General features: G+C 40.5%; 15 protein-coding genes and 1 other RNA gene. 13 read left to right on the top strand and 3 right to left on the bottom strand.

Annotated features, from left to right (window positions below; translation table 11 throughout):
- Positions 1-192 precede the first annotated feature (192 nt).
- Positions 193-744 carry a GNAT family N-acetyltransferase gene (locus PCY07_RS06845; RefSeq protein ID WP_049498844.1) on the top strand — a complete coding sequence of 184 codons (552 nt, stop codon included), beginning with the start codon at positions 193-195 and terminating at the stop codon, positions 742-744.
- A 67-nt stretch (positions 745-811) separates the two neighbouring features.
- Positions 812-2,146 (top strand): aminopeptidase C, encoded by a 1,335-nt coding sequence (gene pepC, locus PCY07_RS06840; protein ID WP_009732326.1) that lies wholly within the window; start codon positions 812-814, stop codon positions 2,144-2,146.
- A gap of 432 nt (positions 2,147-2,578) precedes the next feature.
- Here the strand turns inward: pepC and pbp1a are convergent, their stop codons facing one another.
- Entirely contained in the window at positions 2,579-4,693 is a 2,115-nt protein-coding gene (pbp1a, locus tag PCY07_RS06835) for a penicillin-binding protein PBP1A (protein WP_301355772.1), read from the bottom strand.
- On the bottom strand, positions 4,694-5,287 hold the full coding sequence (recU, locus tag PCY07_RS06830; protein WP_003018166.1) for a Holliday junction resolvase RecU: 594 nt from the start codon (positions 5,285-5,287) through the stop codon (positions 4,694-4,696).
- Positions 5,288-5,351: 64 nt separating this feature from the next.
- Between recU and PCY07_RS06825 the strand changes: the two genes are divergently transcribed.
- The 5 genes from PCY07_RS06825 (at position 5,352) to PCY07_RS06805 (ending at position 9,307) form a co-directional block, all read left to right on the top strand.
- Positions 5,352-5,879 carry an SLOG family protein gene (locus PCY07_RS06825; RefSeq protein WP_049498847.1) on the top strand — a complete coding sequence of 176 codons (528 nt, stop codon included), beginning with the start codon at positions 5,352-5,354 and terminating at the stop codon, positions 5,877-5,879.
- Between the two features lie 69 nt (positions 5,880-5,948).
- A complete protein-coding gene (gene gpsB, locus PCY07_RS06820) occupies positions 5,949-6,290 on the top strand; it encodes a cell division regulator GpsB (RefSeq protein ID WP_003018156.1) in 342 nt (113 codons plus the stop codon).
- Positions 6,291-6,306: 16 nt separating this feature from the next.
- Positions 6,307-6,674, top strand: an RNA gene (gene rnpB, locus PCY07_RS06815) — RNase P RNA component class B.
- Positions 6,675-6,740: 66 nt separating this feature from the next.
- Positions 6,741-7,898, top strand: a complete 1,158-nt coding sequence (locus PCY07_RS06810) for a class I SAM-dependent RNA methyltransferase (RefSeq protein WP_003018161.1) — start codon at positions 6,741-6,743, stop codon at positions 7,896-7,898.
- 11 nt (positions 7,899-7,909) lie between these two features.
- Entirely contained in the window at positions 7,910-9,307 is a 1,398-nt protein-coding gene (locus PCY07_RS06805; protein ID WP_301355767.1) for a cell division site-positioning protein MapZ family protein, read from the top strand.
- A 229-nt stretch (positions 9,308-9,536) separates the two neighbouring features.
- Here PCY07_RS06805 and PCY07_RS06800 read toward each other — a convergent pair whose 3' ends face one another.
- A complete protein-coding gene (locus PCY07_RS06800) occupies positions 9,537-10,019 on the bottom strand; it encodes an S-ribosylhomocysteine lyase (protein WP_014712735.1) in 483 nt (160 codons plus the stop codon).
- 244 nt (positions 10,020-10,263) lie between these two features.
- Here PCY07_RS06800 and PCY07_RS06795 point away from each other — a divergent pair, with 244 nt between their 5' ends.
- From PCY07_RS06795 to rsmB, 6 genes are all read left to right on the top strand, one after another.
- Positions 10,264-11,871: a ribonuclease Y gene (locus tag PCY07_RS06795; RefSeq protein ID WP_003018072.1), complete on the top strand. Its 1,608-nt coding sequence runs from the start codon at positions 10,264-10,266 to the stop codon at positions 11,869-11,871.
- 107 nt (positions 11,872-11,978) lie between these two features.
- Positions 11,979-12,611 carry a guanylate kinase gene (gene gmk, locus PCY07_RS06790; protein ID WP_013904759.1) on the top strand — a complete coding sequence of 211 codons (633 nt, stop codon included), beginning with the start codon at positions 11,979-11,981 and terminating at the stop codon, positions 12,609-12,611.
- 25 nt (positions 12,612-12,636) lie between these two features.
- Positions 12,637-12,951, top strand: a complete 315-nt coding sequence (gene rpoZ / locus PCY07_RS06785; protein ID WP_003018070.1) for a DNA-directed RNA polymerase subunit omega — start codon at positions 12,637-12,639, stop codon at positions 12,949-12,951.
- 88 nt (positions 12,952-13,039) lie between these two features.
- Positions 13,040-15,424, top strand: a complete 2,385-nt coding sequence (locus PCY07_RS06780) for a primosomal protein N' (protein WP_301355764.1) — start codon at positions 13,040-13,042, stop codon at positions 15,422-15,424.
- 10 nt (positions 15,425-15,434) lie between these two features.
- Complete coding sequence (gene fmt / locus PCY07_RS06775) at positions 15,435-16,370, top strand: methionyl-tRNA formyltransferase (protein WP_301355763.1); 936 nt, start codon at positions 15,435-15,437, stop codon at positions 16,368-16,370.
- Positions 16,360-17,673: a 16S rRNA (cytosine(967)-C(5))-methyltransferase RsmB gene (gene rsmB, locus PCY07_RS06770; RefSeq protein ID WP_049498853.1), complete on the top strand. Its 1,314-nt coding sequence runs from the start codon at positions 16,360-16,362 to the stop codon at positions 17,671-17,673. The genes fmt and rsmB overlap by 11 nt, the downstream gene beginning before the upstream one ends.
- Positions 17,674-17,690 lie beyond the last annotated feature (17 nt).

Below are 17,690 nucleotides of genomic sequence, written 5' to 3'. Positions count from 1 at the left end.
TAGCCCGAGTCTTAAAATAGGAAAACGAGGTAGAAATCGGTAACTCGTAGAATTCAATTTCGTAGTCTTCTCACCATACAATATTGTGAAAAGCATCAAAAAGAAGGGCGGTTTCATCCGTCCTTTTCTTCTAGATTAAAGTAACCAACTTGCAAAGTTCAAGTTGCATAAAAAAATGAAGGGAGACAATCTATGAATCATCTTGGAAGTCTTGTCATAGAGACAGAGCATTTATACTTGAGGCCTTTCGTTTTGGAGGATGCACCAGCGATGTTTGAAAATTGGGCTTCTGATCCTGAAACCCTGAACTATGTCACCTGGGATGCCCATGCATCTACTGAGAGAACCAGAGAATCGATCAAAAGATGGATCGAACAGTATCTTAAACCAGATACTTATAAATGGGCGCTTTGTTTGAAAACATCACTGGATCAGGTAATTGGAGATATTAGTGTGGTTTCTCAAGACCAGGAAAGTCAATCATGCGAGCTAGGTTATATCCTTGGCAAGAAATTCTGGGGGCGGGGATTCATGACAGAAGCCGTCATAGCTGTTTTGGATTTCTTATTGAACAAAGTCGGATTTAAAGAAATCAAAGCCACTTATGTCAGTTTAAATCCTGCTTCAGGGAAAGTCATGGAAAAGGCAGGAATGCAGTATGTAGAAACCATCCCTCATGCCATTCAACGCAAAGGATATTGCGGGGATAAAATCATCTATTCTAAACAGAATCCCTCTCTATAGGGTGATTTTTACTTGAAGATTCTGCTCAAAGGATTATAATAGTAAATAATGAAAAAAGGAGATTGCTATGTCAGAATTAACGAAAGAATTTACAGACCAGCTTTATGCTAATTATGAAGCAAATGTGAAATATGCGGCTCTTGAAAATGCTGTTACCCACAATGGGATCCATGCATCGCTTGAAACGCGCAAGAGTGCAGTAGAAAATACACCAGTTTTTTCACTTGATTTGACCAAGGATAAGGTGACAAACCAAAAAGCATCTGGACGTTGTTGGATGTTTGCGGCTTTAAATACCTTCCGTCACAAGATGATTTCAAGCTTCCAATTGGAGGATTTTGAATTGTCTCAAGCACATACTTTCTTTTGGGATAAGTATGAAAAATCAAACTGGTTTTTGGAGCAAGTGATTGCTACAGCAGATCAAGAATTGACCAGCCGTAAGGTGGCTTTTCTCCTACAAACCCCACAACAAGATGGTGGTCAATGGGATATGGTGGTATCCCTCTTTGAGAAATACGGAGTGGTTCCAAAATCAGTTTATCCGGAATCGATTTCTTCAAGTAATAGCCGGGAATTGAACACCTACCTCAATAAACTCTTGCGTCAAGATGCGCAAATCTTGCGTGACTTGATTCACTCAGGCGCAGATAGTGAGGCAGTTGCGAGCAAGAAACAAGCGTTGTTGCAAGAAATCTTTAACTTCTTGGCTATGTCTTTAGGATTGCCTCCGCGTGAATTTGACTTTTCATACCGTGATAAGGACAACCAATTCCATACCGAAAGTGGCTTAACTCCACAAAGCTTCTACAAAAAATATGTAGACCTTCAATTAGACGATTACGTCTCCATTATCAATGCCCCAACTACAGATAAGCCATATGGAAAATCTTACACCGTAGATATGCTGGGCAATGTGGTTGGTAGCCGTCCAGTCCGCTACCTAAATGTTCCAATGGATCGATTGAAAGAATTAGCTATTGCTCAAATGAAAGCAGGAGAAACTGTCTGGTTTGGTTCAGATGTAGGCCAAGTCAGCAACCGTAAAGCCGGAATCCTGGCAACAGATGTCTACGATTTTGAAGCAGGCATGGACATTCATTTGACACAAGACAAGGCGGGTCGCTTGGACTATGCAGAAAGTCTCATGACACACGCTATGGTCTTGACAGGGGTTGATTTAGACGAAGCAGGTCAGCCTCGTAAATGGAAGGTTGAAAATTCATGGGGAGACAAGGTCGGTACAGATGGTTACTTTGTGGCTTCTGATGCTTGGATGGATGAATATACCTATCAAATCGTGGTTCGTAAAGAATTCCTAACAGCAGACGAATTAGCAGCCTATGAAGCAGAACCAATTGTCCTAGCACCGTGGGATCCAATGGGAGCTTTAGCAAAATAATGATATAGAAAAGAGCCGAAAGGCTCTTTTCAGATTGAAGACAAAATATCTTAAAAACTTTCCTTAGGTGAGTACGGACGTCAGCGAACTTCTTTAAAGTTCCATGACTAATTATTGAGTCTAAGGTCTCAATAATTCCGAGTGCCTGAAACAATAACGTTTCAAGCACTTTTCTCACAGCGGAAAGTTTCAGTATTTTCTTAAATCGATTTAAATATTGGAACTCAATTTTGTTTTTTGCAGAATCACTTAACTTATTTTGCTTTAAAATAGTTTGTCTACATTCTAATAAGAGCCGAAAGGCTCTTTTTTTTATATACTCAAAAATAAAAAAGCTGGGAAGTCTAACTAAATAAATCAGATTTTATTCGTTCTGGTTTTTTAACCATTGTTTTAAAAAAAGCCGGGCAAAAGCCCGACTTCTCCATTCTATTATTCGTTATGATTGTTAGAGTCTTGCGAAGAAGGCTCAGATGGTTTAGATTGATTTTCTTCGTTCGAAGAGCTAGACGATGGTTCTTCATACGAATACTGATCAGTGGAATAACTTGGCTCATAGTAGTAGTTATTGTAGTTGTTCTTACCATTGTTTAAGTAGAGATAAGAACCACTTCGATACAGTCCACTTGGTTGCGTCCAATCCGTATGACCAGAGTTATTATTATTAGCAAGATAGAGCATCATTTGACGGTAGACATCCGTTGCGACCTGTATTCCATTATCCAATACTGGTGTAAAGCGATTGGAATAACCTGTCCATACTGCCATGGCATATTCAGGAGTGTAGCCTACAAACAATTCATCCGGTGTTACAATATTTGAATAAGCATTTTTTGTCAATTTACCGATTTCGTTATCAGCATAGTTTGATGTACCTGTCTTACCAGCTTGGTAGATTCCCGAAATGGCAGCATTTGTACCGGAACCAGACAAGAGAACTGTCTTCATCATATCTGTCATCATGTAGGCAGTTGTTGCTTTCATTGCACGAGTTCCTTCGGACTCAAATTCCTTGGTTGTGCCATCACTAAAGACAACCCGACTAACATAGGATGGTTTGTAATAGGTACCGCCATTGGCAAAAGCAGCATAGGCAGCTGCCATTTTCTCACTGCTGGCTCCGTATTTGTTGCTAGAATCGCTAGTGTTACTCGAGATAGCGTTGGCGTAAACCATTTCTGGGTAATCGATCCCTAATCCATTGAGGAATTTCTTAGCTTTTTTAAGGCCAACTTTTTCAAGTGCTTTGACCGCAGGAACGTTACGAGATTGTTGGATCGCATAGGTCATGGTAATGCTACCATAGTAAGAACGGTCCCAGTTGTAAACCGGTGTTGATGAATGAGGGAAATTGTATGGCGCATCTGTGATCGTAGCGGCAGTAGAAGTGTATTCCTCATGCTCGAGAGCAGGTGCATAGTCTGAAATCGGCTTCATAGTTGATCCCCAATCGCGATTAGTTTCAACCGCTTGGTTGGTACCAAAGGAAACATTGCTAGATTGGTGACGAGAACCGAGTTGGGCAACAACTTTACCAGTATTGACATCGATAACTGTTGAAGCTACTTGTAATTCATCATCCGGGTAGTTGACATATTCATCTGTGTTGTAGATATCCCAAAGTTTCTTTTGCGCTTCGGTGTCAACATTTGTATAAACATCCATCCCAGTTGTGAGCAAATTGTAACCTGTTTCTTCTTCAACTTGCTCAATAACTTCTTTCAGATAGTTATCCATATAGGCTGGGTAACTGCTTGAAGAACTAAGACTTTGCAGACCATCTGTAACAGGTGTATTGACTGCCGCTTCGTATTGTTTGTTAGAAATGGTCTTCATCTCAAGCATTTCTTTTAATACTAAGTTTCGGCGTTGTTGTGCTGCTTCAGGGTGGGAGTATGGATCGTATTGATTTGGTGCTTGGGGCATCCCCGCAAGGAGTGCCAATTGAGGGAGCGAAAGATCTTTTAGATCTTTCCCGTAGTAACTTTTTGCAGCGGTCTGCATTCCGTAGTTCCCATTCGCCATAAATACTTTATTGACGTAATAGGTCAAGATTTCTTGTTTGGTTGCTTTCTTTTCCAGTTGAGTTGCCAACCAAGCTTCTTGGATCTTACGAGAGAGGGTACGGTCAGAGGCCGATGTGGAGAAATAAGTTAATTTAATCAATTGTTGCGTCAAGGTTGAACCACCTTGACTTCCTCCTCGCAAGTTGTGAAGGAAGGAACCGCCGATCCGAATAATATCGACCCCACGGTGATTGAAGAAACGGTGGTCTTCAATCGCTACGATAGCATTGACCAAATCAGTAGGGATTTCATTAGTGGAAACATTGATTCGTTTCTCAGCTCCCAAGTCTGCAATTAAGTTATTTTGGTTGTCATAGATCTTACTTGATGTTGTTGCAACCAAATCTTTTTCAGATAAGGTTGGGGCCTTCATTGCATAATATCCAAATATCAGTCCACCAAGGACGAATAAAAGTAAAAAGAATGAAATGGCTGCGATGGCAACATATTTCAACCACTGAATGACTGTTTGTTTATTCATTTAAATACCGCCTAGAAGTTTCTGTTCGATAATATCAAGATAAGGAACGCTTGGTAGTCGATTCTTATCCACTAGAAAGCCATGCTCCTGAATATAGGAGATGGGCATAGACTTACTGCCGTGATCAATGTTGTAAAAGCGAATTAATGCAGGAGCAGGGAGTAAGTAGGTATCGTTAAGTTTTGCAAAATGTAATAGAACGAAACAGATACCGCCTTGCAGGACAACCGCTTCCATATGATCGATCTGATGTTGATGGAAATTTTTCATCGGCATAGACTGCTTTTGCTGTGTCTCCTTAGCTTCAAAATCGATATAGCGTCCCTTGTATACTCCAGAATAGTCCGTCGTTGAGGCTTGTCTAAAGTATGCTTCAACAATCTTTGCACGACTGCGTCGTGGATAATCCACTTTCACGATTTGAATTGGAGTTGGTTTCTTGTGAATGACCGCCAGGCCTCGAGAAAGATAATATTGATTACTTTCGTTGATCATTTTTTCAAATGTCATACCACGATTCGCAAAATCGATCGGATGCTTCCTTTGAGTAGAGACCGTGTTTTTGGGGGCTACTTTATGTGGATAGTTGACCATAGTTCTCCTTATTGGTACAATTACATCACTCTATTATATCATAAATTAGAATAATGAGGAAAAAATGAATACCATACTTGTTGCGGGTTATAAAAATTTTGATGTGGGAGTCTTTTCTAACAAAGACCCTCGGTTGACCATTATTAAAAAAGCCATTGAAAGGGACCTTCGACGTTTGTTTGAAGAAGGAGTGAAATGGCTGGTTTTTTCTGGTAATTTGGGATTTGAGGCTTGGGTACTAGAAGTTGCCTTTCAATTAAAAAAGGATTACGATTTTCAAATGGCGACGATCTTCTTGTTTGAGAATGTTGGTGAAAATTGGAATGAAGCCAATCAGGAAATTTTAGCACGTTTCAAACAGGTAGATTTTGTGAAATATGCCTATCCTCATTATGTTAGTACTGGACAATTGAAGGAATACAATCAATTTTTGTTGGGGAATGTAGAAGGAGCTTATATTTTTTATGATCCTGAAAACGAAACAAAATTAAACTATCTTTATAGAATGATGTTAGAGAAAGAAACATTTTATGTCAAAAGATTGAGTTTTGATGACTTGAATGATTTTGCTGAAAATTTTTACGAAAACTAAGTGTTATACCTTGATTTTTCTCACCATTTTTTTATATAATTGAATTGATAAACTAGATTGGAGAGAGTGATGGCAAGTATTATTTTTACCGCGAAAGATATTTTTGATCAAGATTTTAAAAGAGAAGTCCGCGGATACAGTAAAGATGAAGTAAATGAATTTTTAGATGATGTCATAAAAGACTACGAGACATATGCGGCACTAGTGAAGGAATTACGTGAAGAAAATACTCGCCTTCGTGAAGAAATTGCTAAGAAATCACAGGCTGCACCACAAGAGACTCCAATTGCTAGCACAGCAACACAAGAATTTCCACAGGTGACAACAGCTACAAACTTTGATATTTTGAAACGACTAAATCGTTTAGAAAAAGAAGTTTTTGGGAAACAAATCGTAGATCGAGATTTCTAATTTTTGAAATCATGCAATTTTTGGATAATCGCGTGAGAGATTCTTCCCTCATGAGGAAAGTCCATGCTAGCACAGGCTGTGATGCCTGTAGTGTTTGTGCTAGGTGAATACATAAGCCTAGGGACTTGATGTTCAAGTTACGGCGGGTGAAAGAGCTAAGTCTTTGGATAGGTTCTAGTAACTCTGAAAGTGCCACAGTGACGTAGTTTTTAGGGAAACCTAAAAAGTGGAACGCGGTAAACCCCTCAAGCTAGCAACCCAAACTTTGGTCGGGGCATGGAATACGTGGAAACGAACATAGTATTCTGACTGGAAACAGTAGACAGATGATTATCGAAGGAAATGGTACCTAGTCATTTCTGGAACAAAACATGGCTTATAGAAAATTGCATATAGGTTGGTGAGGTGGAGAGAGATCTCAACCTCCTTTTTTAAAGTGATAGGAATAATATGAAAAAACATTTTGAATTGATCGCAACAGCAGCTGCTGGTTTAGAAGCAGTAGTAGGACGGGAATTAAGAAATCTTGGTTACGATTGCCAGGTTGAAAATGGACGGGTACGGTTTCAAGGTGATTCTCGGACAATCATTGAGACGAATCTCTGGTTGCGTGCGGCTGATAGAGTAAAGATAGTTGTTGGTAGTTTTCCAGCTAAAACTTTTGAAGAACTCTTTCAAGGTGTCTTTGCTTTGGATTGGGAAAATTATTTGCCTTTGGGTGCACGTTTTCCTATTTCAAAGGCTAAATGTGTTAAATCAAAACTTCATAATGAACCTAGCGTTCAGGCAATCTCGAAAAAAGCAGTTGTTAAAAAGTTACAAAGACATTATGCTCGACCAGAAGGGGTTCCCTTGATAGAAAATGGGGCAGAGTTCAAGATCGAAGTATCGATTCTCAAAGATCAAGCTACCGTTTTGATTGATACTACAGGCAGTAGCCTCTTCAAGCGTGGTTATCGGACTGAAAAAGGTGGTGCACCAATCAAGGAAAATATGGCAGCTGCTATCCTTCAGTTGTCAAACTGGTACCCAGATAAGCCTTTAATTGATCCAACATGTGGTTCGGGTACTTTTTGTATTGAGGCAGCGATGATTGCACGCAACATGGCGCCAGGTTTAAGACGTACCTTCTCTTTTGAGGAGTGGAATTGGGTTGACGATCGTCTGATACAAGAAGTTCGTACAGAAGCCAGTAAAAAAATCAATCGAGACCTGGTTTTGGATATTATGGGGACAGATATTGATGCGCGAATGATTGATATTGCTAAAGAGAACGCACGAAAAGCAGGTGTTAGCAGTGATATCACTTTTAAACAAATGCGTGTTCAGGATCTTCGTTCGGACAAGATCAATGGGGTCATTATTTCTAATCCTCCATATGGGGAGCGATTATCCGATGATGTAGGTGTGACTAAGTTGTATGCTGAAATGGGACAAGTATTTGCTCCTCTCAAAACCTGGAGTAAATTTATCCTAACCAGTGATGAAAGTTTTGAATCTAAATACGGTAGTAAAGCAGATAAAAAAAGAAAACTTTATAATGGGACTCTGAAAGTTGATCTCTACCAATATTTTGGAGAACGTGTAAAACGGCAGATAAAGGCATAGAAAGGATTCTTATGACAGAGAAGGACAAGAAAGCATTAGAGCAAGAAACGGAATCGATTTTAGATTTTGAAGATGCCAAAGAGATGACGATCGGGCAGGCCAATCGAAAGGCAGAAGAAATCGAAGCAGGTGTGACAGAAGGTGATAATGTCTTAGATAAATACATCAAACAACACCGAGCGGAAATCGAAGCGGATAAATATGATACAAAGATGTTGGCCAAAGAAGAATTGGAGAAAGCTGAAGAGTTGGCAGCTTCAGAAACAGTTGCGGAAGTGGCTGAAGCAGTGGAGGCACCGGAAGTAACGGAAACGGTCTTGGAACAAAGACCTGAAATGGATGCTATCTCAACAGAGTTACCAGCTAAGATTAAATTTGGCCCTACATCAACCGAACCAATTGAAGAAGCAGAGGAGCTTCCTGAGGAAATTCCAAGCAATGCGGGTAAACGAATCAAAACGGTTCTATACTCTGTATTAGGTCTTGCGATTGTCGGTTCGGCCATTTTTGTGACCTATAACTGGATGCATAGTCGTGGAACATCTGGTGGTACTACAGTTGTATCGTCTTCATCTAGCAAGTCATCTTCTACTTCTAAATCAAGTAGCAGTGAAACACAAGCTCAAAAACTAGAAGAGTTTACCAAAGCCTATGATGCCTTTTTTGTAGATAAATCAAAAAGTGGTCTTAAAAATGATAAATTCGGAGACTTGGAAAATCTGAAGAAACTGCTGGACAAATTAGAAGGAAGCAGTGATTATAATACGGCTAAAACAAAATATGAAGACCTTGTGAAGCAAGTTTCTGCCATTCAAAAAGTGAATTCTCAATTTAGTTCCCCTGTCATCAAAGATGGAGTTCTTGATGCAAATGCCAAAGCAAAAAGTGATGCGACCTTTGCAGAAACAAAGACAGGCAATGAAAAATTAGATAGCTTATTGAATGAGGCAGTAGCGCAGGGACGTTCACAACAGGTTGCGACACCAGCCCCAGTGACAGGAACAGGTGGTACAGAAGCTTCGAATGCAACTCCAGCTCCAGCTGTAAATGCTACTACAAGTGGTGCAGGAACTGCAAGTCCAGGTTATTCAGGCTATGGTCTTCCAAGCGATGGTGTTCCACTACAGCGGAACTTGAGTCGTGTGCCGTATAACCAAGCAGCTATCAATGATGTCAATAATCCGGCTTGGGTATTTGGTGATGGTATCCTTGAAAAAGTATTGAACATTGCTCGTAAACGTGGACATATCACTGGCAATCAATACATTTTAGAGCGTGTCAATATCATTAACGGTAATGGCTATTACAACCTCTTTAAACCAGATGGAACCTATCTCTTTAGTATCAATGCTAAGACTGGTTATTTTGTAGGGAACGGGAAAGGTCATTCAGATGCTCTGGATTATTAATGTATGAGTAGATATACCATTTTGGGGAAAGATTACAATAGAAAAGAGAGTGGGACAGAAATCGGTAATTCGTTAGAATTCGATTTCTGTCCCACCTCCGCACAGTTGAGTAGGGCTGTAAAAGCTAATGAAATCAGTGTAGTAGAGCCCACTCAACCACTGCGTCTTGCTCGACAATCCAAAAATAATTGAGAGGCTAGGACTTTTGTCCCAGCCTCTTTTCTGAGTATTAAACAAGATGGCGTTCAAATGGATCATCAGAGATTCCTTGATCTAGAATCAAGCGACACCATTCTTTAGCTGAGAAGAGACTGTGATCCTTGTAATTTCCACAAGACTCAATGGTTGTACCTGGAACGTTCTCCCAAGTACTGACAGATGCAATTTCTTCTAAAGAATCTTTGATCACTTTAGCAATTTCAGTACTAGAATGTTGCCCCCACATGATCATATGAAAACCGGTGCGACAACCAAATGGTGAACAATCAATCATACCATCGATGCGTTTGCGAATAAGCATTGCAAGGAGGTGCTCGATCGTGTGGAGCCCTGCAGTTGGAATCGCATTTTCATTGGGTTGCACTAAGCGAATATCAAAGTTGGAGATGATGTCTCCTTTGGGTCCAGTTTCCTCACCAATCAAGCGTACATAGGGAGCCTTCACAGCTGTGTGGTCCAATTCAAAACTTTCAACAATTACTTCTTTTGTCATACTCTATTCCTTCTTTGTTTTTCTTGATTATAGCATAAAAAGCAATTTCAACAAAGTAGAAATAGATGAATTTTTCTGAGCAGTTTTTAAAGAATAAGAGGGTTGGAATTAGAAGAAAGAAACCAGAATTTAGCAAAAATATAATAGGTTAATCTTGTTTTTTTAGATTGTTAAATTTAGTAATTTATGGTAAAATGTAAAAGAATTTTTAATTCAACTAATTAAATAGATTTGGGGTAAAAGCATGAATTTTGTTATTACAGGTGTTTTTGCCGCGGTCATTGGTTTAGTCATTGGATATGTGGGAACTGCACTTAAAATGAAAGCTTCAAAAGAAGCTGCGGAACTCACCCTTTTGAATGCTGAACAAGAAGCAACGAATTTACGTGGACAGGCTGAACGTGAAGCCGATTTAATTTTAAAAGAGGCGAAGCATGAGTCAAGTTCACTTAAAAAAGAAGCACTTTTGGAGGCAAAGGAAGAAGCCAGAAAATATCGTGAAGAGGTCGATGCTGAGTTTAAGTCAGAACGACAAGAATTGAAGCAATTAGAAAGCCGTTTGGCAGAACGTGCTAGCAATCTTGATCGTAAAGACGACATTTTAACAAGCAAAGAACAGTCTCTTGAACACAAAGAGCAAAGTCTTACAGATAGAACTAAACACATTGATACGCGTGAACAACAGCTGGAAGAGCTTGAACACAAGAAAGTAGAGGAACTGGAACGTGTCGCTGCTCTAAGTCAAGGAGAAGCGCGTGACATTATTTTGAATCAGACGGAAGAGCAACTTTCAAAAGAAATTGCCTCACGGATTCGTGATGCTGAATTGGAAGTGAAAGAACGTTCTGATAAAATCGCAAAAGACATTCTTGTCCAAGCCATGCAGCGAATGGCGGGTGATTTTGTTGCTGAGCAAACAAATTCAACGGTTCATTTGCCAGACGATAGTATGAAGGGTCGGATTATCGGTCGTGAAGGGCGCAATATTCGTACCTTTGAGAGCTTGACGGGTGTCGATGTGATTATCGATGATACGCCAGAGGTGGTGACCTTGTCAGGGTTTGATCCGATTCGTCGTGAAATTGCCCGTATGACAATGGAGAGCCTTCTCAAAGATGGTAGGATCCATCCAGCTCGTATTGAAGAGCTGGTTGAGAAGAATCGTCAGGAAATTGACAACCGGATTCGTGAATACGGTGAGGCGGCTGCCTATGAAATTGGTGCGCCAAACCTCCATCCAGATTTGATGAAAATCATGGGACGGTTGCAATTCCGTACATCTTATGGTCAAAACGTTTTGCGTCACTCCATTGAAGTTGCCAAACTTTCTGGTATTATTGCCAGTGAGTTGGGTGAAAATGCTACTTTGGCACGACGTGCAGGGTTCTTGCATGATATCGGTAAAGCGATTGACCGTGAAGTGGAAGGAAGTCACGTTGAGATTGGGACAGAATTGGCACGTAAGTATAAAGAACACCCAGTGGTTGTCAATACTATTGCCAGTCACCATGGAGATGTGGAACCTGAAAGTGTTATCGCAGTCATTGTCGCTGCAGCGGATGCCTTGAGTGCAGCCCGACCTGGAGCACGAAGTGAGTCACTTGAAAGTTACATCAAACGTTTGCAAGATCTTGAAGAAATTGCAAATAGTTTTGAAGGAGTTAAGACAAGTTTTGCCCTTCAAGCGGGTCGTGAAATCCGCATTATGGTTAGTCCTGAGGCAATTAAGGATGATAAAGTGACGATCTTAGCTCATGATATTCGTGAGAAGATCGAATCCAATCTTGAATATCCTGGAAACATTAAAGTTACGGTTATTCGAGAATTGCGCGCAGTTGATTATGCAAAATAATTAGAAAGCTTGAGATTGAGCATCTCGAGCTTTTTGTTTTAAAAAAATCAGTTGAAAATTAGGTCAATTTTTGTTACACTAGATAGAAAGACATTGAAGGAGATATCATGGCGGATCGTGGCTTATTAATCGTATTTTCTGGCCCTTCGGGGGTTGGAAAAGGTACGGTCAGACGAGAAATTTTTGAAAACTCAGATAATCAGTTTCAATACTCTGTATCGATGACAACGCGTGCGCAACGTCCAGGTGAAGTGGATGGTGTCGACTATTTTTTCCGTACACGTGAAGAATTTGAAGATTTAATCCGTCAAGGACAAATGTTAGAATATGCTGAGTACGTTGGGAATTACTATGGAACTCCTCTGACTTATGTGAATGAAACCTTGGACAAAGGAATTGATGTATTCCTTGAAATTGAAGTTCAAGGTGCGCTCCAAGTGAAGAAGAAAGTACCCGATGCAGTTTTTATCTTCTTAACGCCACCTGATTTGGATGAATTGCAAGATCGATTGGTGGGACGTGGAACAGATAGTGCAGAAGTGATTGCGCAACGGATTGAGAAAGCCAAAGAAGAAATCGCTATGATGCGTGAATATGACTACGCGATTGTTAATGATGAAGTTCCTCTTGCAGCTGAGCGTGTGAAGCGTGTGATCGAAGCTGAGCACTTCCGTGTAGATCGTGTTATTGGTCATTATCTGGATATGTTACCTAAAACACAGACAATTGTGACGAGATAAATAATTAGAAAATAGGTGTAGGAATATGATGTTAAAACCTTCTATTGATACGTTGCTTGACAAAGTACCATCCAAATATTCATTGGTCATTCTTGAGGCGAAACGGGCACATGAATTGGAAAGTGGTGCAGTTCCAACTCAAGAATTTAAATCAGTGAAATCAACATTACAAGCGCTTGAAGAAATCGAGTCGGGCAATGTGGTTGTTCACCCTGACCCAGAAGCAAAACGTGAAGCTCTTCGCCGACGTAGTGAAGCTGAGCGGATTCGTAAAGAAGAAGAGGAGCGCAAAATTAAGGAACAAATTGCCAAAGAAAAAGAAGATGGTGAAAAAATTTAAGGTTGGGAGCTTCTCAATCTTATTTTTTGCTATTTAAAGGGTTCCGTGATAAAGTAAAGCACATATAATAGAGGCTGGAGGTGAAAAAGTGATCGCAAAAGTAATCGTAGATGTCCCATTGATGCAGACGGATAAACCCTATTCTTACCAGATTCCATCAGAGTTTGAGGATATGATAGAGGCGGGAATACGGGTCCATGTGCCCTTTGGTAAAGCCAATCGATTGATTCAAGGAATTGTGATCGAAGTATTAGAAGTTATCGATACTACAGAGGAATTGAAGGCGATTGTAGAAGTCTTAGACTACACACCTGTCTTAAACAAAGAACAGTTCTGGTTGGCAGATCAATTGCGAAAAAGTGTTTTTTCATATAAGATAACAATTTTAAAAACCATGCTTCCCTCTCTCCTCAATTCCAGTTACGACAAGATTTTGTATCCTCAGTCGTCATTGGATCTAGCAACCAAAGTGAAGCTTTTTGGTAAAAAAAATGAAGTCGCTTTTTCTTCTTTGGATGTAGCTGATCAAGCTCTAGTTATGCGCTTGGTTAGAAAAGGCGATTTGGTATTAGAATACAAGGCCAAGGATAAGAAACAAATTAAAACAGAAAAATGGTATCGCATTAACCAGGAACGATTAAAAGAACTTCAACCTTCAGCGAGAGCTAAAAAAAGGCTAGCATTGAAAGAGCACCTGTTACTAGAGCAAGAGGAGCAACCTTTAGCAGGACTGTATCAGGATTTTTCACGAGAAGTAGTGGCTTATTTTATTGATCAGGGTGTGTTAGAAATTACTGAGCGAGAAGTGAATCGGGCGGCTGCTTATTATGAAGGAAAAGAACAGTCCCAAGCCCTGCTTTTAAATACAGAGCAGTCAAAAGCTGTGGAAACAGTTGTTTCTCAGTTTGGAAAAACATCAAATCCTTTTTTATTAGAAGGAGTGACTGGAAGTGGGAAAACGGAAGTTTATTTGCAGATTATTCAGGAAGTTCTAAATAAGGGGAAAACGGCTATCATGTTGGTCCCTGAGATTTCCCTGACACCACAGATGACAGACCGTTTTATCTCGCGGTTTGGTCAGGAAGTAGCCATTCTACACTCGGGCTTATCAAATGGTGAAAAGTACGATCAATGGCGGAAAGTTGAACGTGGGGAGGCCAAGGTAGTCGTTGGAGCACGCTCAGCAATTTTTGCTCCTTTAAAAAATATAGGAGCCATCATCATTGATGAGGAGCATGAGGCATCCTACAAACAAGATAGTAACCCACGCTACCACGCAAGGGATGTCGCAGTCTTAAGGGCTCAGTACAATCAAGCAGTCTTGCTTCTTGGATCTGCTACACCAAGTTTAGAATCGCGAGCTCGTGCAACAAAAGGGGTTTATGAATTAATTCGTCTAACCCAGCGGGCCAATCCGGCAGCCAAAATTCCAGAAGTTAAAGTTGTTGATTTCCGTGATTATATTGGCCAAAATGAAGCTGGTAACTTCACTCCTGTTCTAGTGGAAGCTATTGCTGAACGCTTGCAGAAAAAAGAGCAGATTGTCTTGATGTTGAACCGCCGTGGTTATTCCAGCTTTGTTATGTGTCGCGAGTGTGGGACTGTGGATACTTGTCCTAATTGTGACATCTCTTTGACCCTCCATATGGATACCAAAACTATGAATTGCCATTATTGTGGTTATAGTAAGGCAATTCCTCGACACTGTCCAAATTGCCAAAGTCCTTCCATTCGTTATTACGGAACAGGAACGCAAAAAGCCTATGATGAATTACAAGAGATCTTTCCTGAGGCTAAAATTTTGCGCATGGATGTGGATACCACCCGAAAAAAAGGGAGCCACGCAGCAATATTAGATGCTTTCGGGAATGGAGAAGCGGATATTTTGTTAGGGACGCAAATGATTGCTAAGGGGCTGGATTTTCCAAATGTGACGTTAGTGGGTGTTTTGAATGCGGATACTTCTTTAAATTTACCGGATTATCGATCCTCAGAGCGAACCTTTCAGCTTTTGACTCAGGTAGCAGGAAGGGCCGGACGAGCAGAGAAAGAAGGAGAAGTCATCATTCAGAGCTACAACCCCAATCATTATGCAATCCGGTTTGCTAAAGACCAAGATTATGAAGGCTTTTTTGCCTATGAAATGCAGATTCGCCGGCAGTTGGGCTATACACCGTATTACTTCACAGTTGGGTTAACCCTGTCGCATAAGAGTGAGGAAATTGTGATGGAGAAGTCACATCAGGTTATGGAAATCCTCCGATCTGGCTTATCCGATCAGGTCCAAATCTTAGGACCAACTCCTAAACCAATTGCACGTACACATAATTTGTATCATTATCAAATTATTGTGAAGTATCGTTTCGAAGAAGGTATGACACAGGTATTGAATCAAATCTTAGAATTTACCCAAGAAAAAGGGAATAAAGATCTGCGTCTGAGTATTGATAATGAACCTCAAAGTTTCATGTAAGGAAGAAAAAATGACAAAATTAATTTTTATGGGAACACCTGATTTTTCAGCGACCGTTTTAAAGGGCTTGTTAGCAGATTCGCGTTATGAAATTCTAGCAGTTGTGACGCAACCAGACCGCAAAGTAGGTCGCAAAAAGGAGATTCGAATGACCCCGGTGAAGCAGGTAGCTTTGGAACATCAACTACCGGTTCTTCAGCCGGAGAAATTATCGGGTAGTCCAGAAATGGAAACTCTCTTATCCCTAGATGCAGATGGAATTGTGACCGCTGCTTTTGGACAATTTTTACCGACAAAATTGTTGGAGAACTTCCAATTTGCGGTGAATGTCCACGCGTCTTTATTGCCTAAATATAGAGGTGGAGCTCCCATTCACTATGCTCTTATCAATGGTGATGAAGAAGCTGGGGTTACAATTATGGAAATGGTCAAGGAAATGGATGCTGGAGACATGATTGTAGCTCGTTCTCTACCAATTTTAGATGAGGACAATGTGGGAACCTTGTTTGAAAAATTGGCTGTCCTTGGACGTGACTTACTCCTAGATACTTTGCCAGCTTACCTGGGAGGGGAGATCAAGCCAAGTCCACAAGATCCAAGTTTGGTCACATTTTCACCGAATATTTTACCGGAAGAAGAGGTTTTGGACTGGACCAAAACCAACCGCCAAGTCTTTAACCAAATTCGAGGGATGAATCCTTGGCCGGTGGCTCATACGTTATTAAATGGTCAACGTTTTAAAGTCTACGAAGCAGAGCTATGCGAGGGAAATGGAAATCCTGGAGAAGTGATTGGTTTGACCAAAAAAGAGTTGCTGGTAGCTGCAGGAGAAGGAGCGCTGTCCCTCAAAGTTGTGCAACCGGCAGGAAAACCCAAAATGTCCATCACAGACTTTTTGAATGGCGCGGGTCGTCAATTGAAATTAGGAGATCGCTTTGGAAGTTAAACAAATGAATGCGCGTGAACAGATCGTTCGAGTCTTGGAAGAAGTCTTTGAACACGGGGCTTATTCCAATATTGCCTTGAAAAAAACGCTAGAACATTCCCAGCTTTCGGATAAGGATAGAAGCTTTGTTACGGAAGTTGTTTACGGTACAGTAGCACGGAAAATAACGCTCGAATGGTATCTCTCTCACGTGATCGAAGATCGGACAAAATTGGATCCATGGGTCTATTATCTCTTAATGATGAGTTTGTATCAACTCGTCTATTTAGACCGAATTCCCGATCATGCCATCGTCAATGAAGCCGTTCGGATAGCAAAAAGCCGTAAAGAAGGCAGTGAGAAGTTTGTCAATGCTATTCTTAGAAAGCTTCTCCGCGAGGGGCTACCAGCTGTTGATACGATCAAGCGAAAGAACAAACGTTATTCGGTGCAGTATTCCCTACCTGTATGGTTGGTTAAAGAATTGATCGAAGAATATGGTGAAGAACGTGCTTGTGCTATTTTTAAAAGTCTCTATCAGCGTAATAAATCCAGTATTCGTGTCGTTGATCTGAGTGAAAAAGAAAAACTCGCTCAGGAGTTAGAAGCAAGTGCATCCCTCATTGCTTCTTCTGCCCTCGTGAAAGATCAGGGACATTTTGCGGCGCACTCCTTGTTTAAAGAGGGCCGGATCACCATTCAAGATGAATCTAGTCAATTGGTGGCACCGGCCTTGGATTTACAAGGCGATGAATGGGTTTTAGATGCCTGTGCGGCACCAGGTGGAAAGACGACTCACATCGCTTCTTTTCTTACAACTGGGAAAGTTACAGCCTTAGATCTGTATGATCATAAACTGAAATTAATTCAAGAAAATGCCAATCGGCTTCATGTTGCAGATAAAATTTTGACAAAGAAGTTAGATGCGACAAGAGTTTTTGAAACATTTGGACCAGATGCATTCGATAAAGTATTGGTGGATGCACCCTGTTCTGGGATTGGACTGATACGGAGAAAGCCGGATATCAAGTACAATAAAGAGAGTGTAGATTTTGTCTCTTTACAAGCCATTCAATTAGCAATTCTGGATAGTGTTTGTCAAAGTGTGCGTAAAGGTGGTATAATAGTGTACAGTACGTGTACAATTATAGGGAAAGAAAATTTTGAAGTGGTTGATCGTTTTTTAAAAAGTCACCCAAATTTTGAACAAGTCCCATTGGATCACAAAAGAAAAGATATTCTCGAAAATAACTGTATTCTGATTACACCTGAATTGTATGAAAGTGATGGCTTCTTTATCAGTTGTTTTAAGAGAATTTTATAACATCAGGAGGGAACTGA

This window comes from Streptococcus sp. SP1 (genome assembly GCF_030440005.1).
GTDB classification, from domain to species: Bacteria; Bacillota; Bacilli; order Lactobacillales; family Streptococcaceae; genus Streptococcus; species Streptococcus parasanguinis.
This window is presented reverse-complemented; position numbering and strand designations above follow the sequence as displayed.